Genomic DNA, 4,990 nt, shown 5'->3' on the forward strand with positions numbered 1-4,990 from the left:
CGATGGCGTCGTCGCTGCCGTTGTCGATGCCGGCGCTCGCGCGACCCGCGGTCGTCGAGTTGGCCAGCGAGGCGAGGGTGATCGTCAGCGCCGTCGCGCTGCCTTTGGCGGGGGTCGCGGTGGCCATCAGCTTAGCGTCGCCCCCCAGTAGAGGAGCTCCACGCCAAGCCGCGCCTGGAGCTCGGCCAGAACTTGCGTCGCCTGCTGATCCAGCATCTCGACCCTCTGCTGATCGTTCAGCGCCGGATTGTCGGTGAAGCTGAAGACGCCCTCGATCACGGTCCCCGCCAGGATGGCGTTCTTCTCTGCCGTGCTGATCTGACCCGGGTCGTTGCCTTCGGTCATCACGGTCTTCGCGCGGCCCGACGCCACGAGCGCCGCCGCCCAGGAGACCCCGGCGAGATTGTTCCCTGCGGGCGTCGCCGCGTGCACGACGATGGTGTAGGAGCGCGAAACCGGGTCGCCGGCGAGGACATGCAGCCTGGCCATGCCGCCCTCAGGCTTCGGTTCCGGCGGCGGTGTTGCTGCCGGTGGTAGCGACGATGATCGTGGTCACACGAATAGCCTCCGATGAAGGTTCAGAAGCGCCGCAACCCCGAACGGGAGTTCGTCGAGCTTCTCGCCTGACGCTTCGCGGTTCTGGTACCAGTGGCCCACGAGCAAAAGGACGGCCTGCTGGACGTCCTCGTCCGCCGCGCCAACCACGAACTGCACCCGCACCGCGTTGATGGTCGCCATCGTCTCCGGCCAAACCGCACCCTCGGACAGCATCACCCACCCGCGGCGAGAAACCGTGTCAACACGGTAGTTCGCGGGGTCGACGGTCTGCTCCACGCCATCGGGGTCGTCGTACTTGATACTCGTCACGCTCGTGATCGGCCCGATTTCGAGGTCGATCTCGGCCGCATTCGCGGGGAAAGCGTCGAGCACCTGCTCCCAAGTCTGCGGAACGAAGGCGGTCCCGCACCACCGTTCGGCATACGCCGTGGCAGCGCGGATTTGCGCCTCGATCAGATCATCCTCCACGTCGGAGTCGATGCGGCTATTGGCGCGCGCCTGCTCGACGGTGACCAGGAGGGTCGGGTCGTCCACCCGCCGCAGGGTCATTTCAGCCTCGACAGCACGGGATAGAAATCCACCTCGGCCACCGAGCCGTCGCCATTGGTCAACCGCAGCATCCCATCTTCGGTGACGGTGCCCTCGATGACCGGAGCGCCGGGCCGGCCGGGGATGCCCTTGCCGGGCTCGCCGGGCTTCCCGCGCCCACCCTTCGAGGCGACGAGTTGCCACCCATCTCCCGGGCAGGGGCCGGGATCATCCATCTTCGCCACGAAGCCGGAGCCGTCCAGCGCCACCACGTCGAGACGACGGTATGCCTCTTCCGCCGACCAAGTGCCGCGGACAGTCATGCTCTCGCCCGGATCACCCTTGTCGCCTGGCGCGGCGAGGCAGGCCCAATCCTCGTGCGGCGGCTCCTTGCCGGTATCCCGCTGCGCCTGCCAGAGTGCGCCGCCGTGCCGCACCACATCGCCCTCCCGGTGCACATCATCGATCCATGCCTTCGCGACAGGAAGCCGACCCGGAGGGCCGCGCAGTTCGTCCTTCGTGGGCATCGCAGCAAGAACCCGCGCCACGATGGCGTCCTCGTCCGCGTCCTTCCCTGGCTCGGCCGGCGGGAGGGCCGCCACGGCCGCGGTCACGGCCTCAGCTACCGCCGCGCGCATTTCCTCAGGGTCGGCATCTTTGCCGGGCGCCGCTGGCGGCAAGGCCGACACAGCGCGCTCCACATGCTCAGCGATCAGCCGCTCGACCTCGTCCTGTCCCGGCAACGCATCCACGGCAGCCCGCACGGCGGCCTCAACCAGCGGCGCTACATCCGGGGGTGGTTCGATGCCTGCCACGGCCGCGCTCACGGCCTCCTGCACCATCCCAGCCACGTCGGGCAGCTCAGGCGCCTCCGGGATCTCCAGCTCATCGAGCGCGCGCCCGATGGCCTCGATCGAGGGCCGAAGTTCGGCGGCAACGTCCCGCGCCTCCACAGCCGCCAGTCGCGCTTCCAGAGCCTCAGCGACGAGCGCCGCGGTGACCGCTGGGTCGGCATCCTTCCCCGGCGCGCCGTCCTTCACCGCGGCCAGGCGCTCTTCCACCGACCGACGGACTTCGCTCTCCAGCGCGGCGCACCGAACCTCGGTCTCCACAAGGCGCGCGCTCAGGCCCGCGATGAGCGCGTCCGCCTTCTCCCGGTAGACCTCGAGCTGCCGCTCCGCGTCCGCGATGACCCGGCCAAGGGCGCGCTCCAGCGCCTCAGTGTAGGCGGTGGTCATAGAGGCGCCGGAGGATCGCGTCGGGATTGGCTCGTTCGGCATCCTCGGGCTCCTCGGCCTCGTCCGGGGCCGGAGGCGCGGGCGGGGCCGGGGTCGCCGGCTGGGCCACCTGGCCCTTCTCCCACGCGCTCAGCGGCACGTCCTGTTGCTGCACCCGCGGCTCCTCGCCGTAGCCGCCAGGAACCTTCGGAAGTTCCATCTGCGCGCGCGCCTCATCCGGCGCGAAGACCCCGCCCTGAACGCCGCGCGCAAGAGCCTCGATCCGATCCTTGAACGCCGAGCGCATCAGGGCATCCGTGTCGAACTCGACATATTCCTCCGGAACCCCACGAAGGCCGAACATCCGGCCGAAGGCTTCCTCGATATGGTTCAGGCAGAAGCCGAGGCCACTGGCCTTCCACGACTGCATGAGGCTTTCCGTCGATCCTTGCACCGGCCCGCCGAGGCCGAGAATATGGAGAGGCACGCGGTAGGCCAGCGCGATGTCTTGGTCGCTCTTCTTCAGCAACTCGGCTATCTCGGCGTCCTTCGCCGTCGTGGAGACAGTGACAGGCTTGAGCCCCCCCGTGAGGATCGGCGTCCCGCCCGCGCCCTCGCCGCGCGTCTGCTCGTTCCACCGCGCCCGGAGCTCGGCCGCTTGCGTCGCCGTGAGAACCTGATCTGTCGAGAGCATGATCGATGGGCGCGCCTGGTTGCTGAAGAAGGCGATCTGCTGTTGCAGAGCCGCATTCCCCATGGCCTCGGACAGGGCCGCGGCAAGCAGCGGCGTCTCGCCCTTCAGCGGGTGGCGCGGCGTGTGGAGCCGGACGTGCATCACGTCCCGGGCCGGAACCGCTGCCAGTGCGCCTAGGCGGGAGTCGATGATCTCGTTACCGCCGAGCGCGTAGAAGATTGAGCCGTCCTCTGCGACGCGCGGGGAGCACGAGCGCGACTGCATCAGGTGCATCTCGGCGATCTCGAATCGATCGTTCCGGATGGCCAGTGCGTAGGCGTTGCCATCTGCATAGAGGCTGCGGGTCAAGTTCAGCAGGAAGTCAGAAATCGACTGGTAGTCGTTCGGCTTCCTGAGAATGCGCGCCAGAGCCGAGGTCGTGACACGCTCCCGGCCGCCGTCCGACTTAAGCCGCCAGTGGTCGCCGGGACACATGGCCGTGGTCTGAGAATAGGCCGCGATGCACGCTTCGACCATCGCCGAAGCGCCGGAGTAGGGTCGCGGGTTCTGGCCCATCTGCCAGAAGTTCCACGGCGTGCCAGCCGGCAGCCAGCCGTCGCCCGTGAAATAGGGGCCGGGGTGAAATTCCCCCTCGGCCCCCTTCCCGACGAAGGCGCCCTTGACGCGCGACCACAGGCCCAAGTCAGTCCGCCTTCACCTGACGCGTGCGATAGGCCCGCTTCGGTTTCTCTGCCGTCATCTCGCGCGTGCGATAGGCGGCGATCTCCTCGGCGGACACCATCCGCGAGCGGGGGCCGTGCGGCTTGTAGGCCACCGCACGGCCGTCCTTGTGCCGAAGGATGCCGGCATCGTCCGGGGCTATCTCGAGCGGATCGCCCACGGCGCCATCCTCCATCACGTACCAGGTCTCACTCATCGGAGACCGTGATCCGGAAGGAGCCGTTCTTGCTCGCGCCGGCCTGCGCCAGCACTATCTTGACGCGATCCCGGCCGAGCGCGATCCGGTCGTTCACCGCCGTTCCGGACCCCGCGTAGAGCGAGGCGACGCCGGCCGTCGAGCACGTAGCCGCGCGCGGGCGCACGGTCTCCGAGGCATTGACGTTGGTGTCGGTCCAGATGTTCTCGCCGGTCACATCCGACGTGATCGTGAAGTCGACGCCATCGGTGTAGGGGTTGCTGCCGGCCTTCACGTACTCGACGGACTCGATGAAGCCCGAGAGCCAGGGCGAGTAGTGCGTGCCGACCTGGCCCGACGTCGAGGGCGCGTCGATGACATGGGTGCGAACGGTCATGACTCAGCCCTCGATCAGGAAGTGGAGGGTGCCGGACTTCGACACGCCGCCGTCCGCGACCACGATCTTGAGCCGGTCGCCGCCGATGGCGATGCGGCCCTGCACCGCGGTGCCGCCGCTCGCATAGAGCGACGCCGCGCCCGCCGTGGTGTGCGTCGCGGCGCGCGGATACCGCGATGCCGAGGCGTTGACGGCCTCCTCCGACCAGACGGTCTCGCCGGTCGTCTCGTTCGTGACGACGAAATCGACGCCATCGGCGAAGTCCGTCTTCACGTAGCGGACGGAGACGAGATGCCCGAAGATCTTCGGGGTGTAGACTTCCGCATCGCCGTCGGCGTCAACGGTGATAGGGATCGAAAATCTCCGAACCGTCATTTGGTTTCGCTCCTGATTGGAGGGTTTCCCGCACTCGCGCGGACAAGGTGAACCGCGGGTTTCCCGCCGCGCCGGGCTACAGCAGCAGCCCGATGGACCGCGCGTAGTCGATTGGGTCTTTCGCGTTCGTGGTCTGGTTGCAGGGCGCGCAGAGGTATTGGAGGTTTGACCGCCCGTTCGACCCACCCCGCGCGAGCGGCATGATGTGATCGACGTGCCTCTTCGCCTCCATGCCGCCCGGCTTCTCCGTTGCCGAATCCGCCTTTTCTCAGCGTCCAACCCCGCCGCATTGCGCGCGCGCATGATCGCCCACTGGCACTCGACGC

General features: G+C 68.2%; 8 protein-coding genes. All 8 read right to left on the minus strand.

Annotation, left to right across the window (positions count from 1 at the left end; translation table 11 throughout):
* Positions 1–126: 126 nt before the first annotated feature.
* A complete protein-coding gene (locus Q0112_RS05385; RefSeq protein ID WP_297972479.1) occupies positions 127–489 on the minus strand; it encodes a hypothetical protein in 363 nt (120 codons plus the stop codon).
* 63 nt (positions 490–552) lie between these two features.
* Positions 553–1,107: a head-tail connector protein gene (locus Q0112_RS05390; RefSeq protein ID WP_297972482.1), complete on the minus strand. Its 555-nt coding sequence runs from the start codon at positions 1,105–1,107 to the stop codon at positions 553–555.
* A complete protein-coding gene (locus Q0112_RS05395; protein ID WP_297972484.1) occupies positions 1,104–2,324 on the minus strand; it encodes a hypothetical protein in 1,221 nt (406 codons plus the stop codon). Before Q0112_RS05395 ends, Q0112_RS05390 begins: the two co-directional genes overlap by 4 nt.
* Positions 2,305–3,678 carry a phage portal protein gene (locus tag Q0112_RS05400; RefSeq protein WP_297972486.1) on the minus strand — a complete coding sequence of 458 codons (1,374 nt, stop codon included), beginning with the start codon at positions 3,676–3,678 and terminating at the stop codon, positions 2,305–2,307. Before Q0112_RS05400 ends, Q0112_RS05395 begins: the two co-directional genes overlap by 20 nt.
* 1 nt (position 3,679) lies before the next feature.
* Entirely contained in the window at positions 3,680–3,913 is a 234-nt protein-coding gene (locus Q0112_RS05405) for a hypothetical protein (protein ID WP_297972489.1), read from the minus strand.
* Positions 3,906–4,289, minus strand: a complete 384-nt coding sequence (locus Q0112_RS05410) for a hypothetical protein (RefSeq protein ID WP_297972492.1) — start codon at positions 4,287–4,289, stop codon at positions 3,906–3,908. The genes Q0112_RS05405 and Q0112_RS05410 overlap by 8 nt, the downstream gene beginning before the upstream one ends.
* Before the next feature lie 3 nt (positions 4,290–4,292).
* Positions 4,293–4,664: a hypothetical protein gene (locus tag Q0112_RS05415; RefSeq protein WP_297972495.1), complete on the minus strand. Its 372-nt coding sequence runs from the start codon at positions 4,662–4,664 to the stop codon at positions 4,293–4,295.
* 76 nt (positions 4,665–4,740) lie between these two features.
* A complete protein-coding gene (locus tag Q0112_RS19435; RefSeq protein ID WP_367278441.1) occupies positions 4,741–4,896 on the minus strand; it encodes an HNH endonuclease in 156 nt (51 codons plus the stop codon).
* Between the last annotated feature and the right edge of the window lie 94 nt (positions 4,897–4,990).

It is taken from the genome of uncultured Amaricoccus sp. (assembly GCF_937858865.1).
Lineage (GTDB): Bacteria > Pseudomonadota > Alphaproteobacteria > Rhodobacterales > Rhodobacteraceae > Amaricoccus.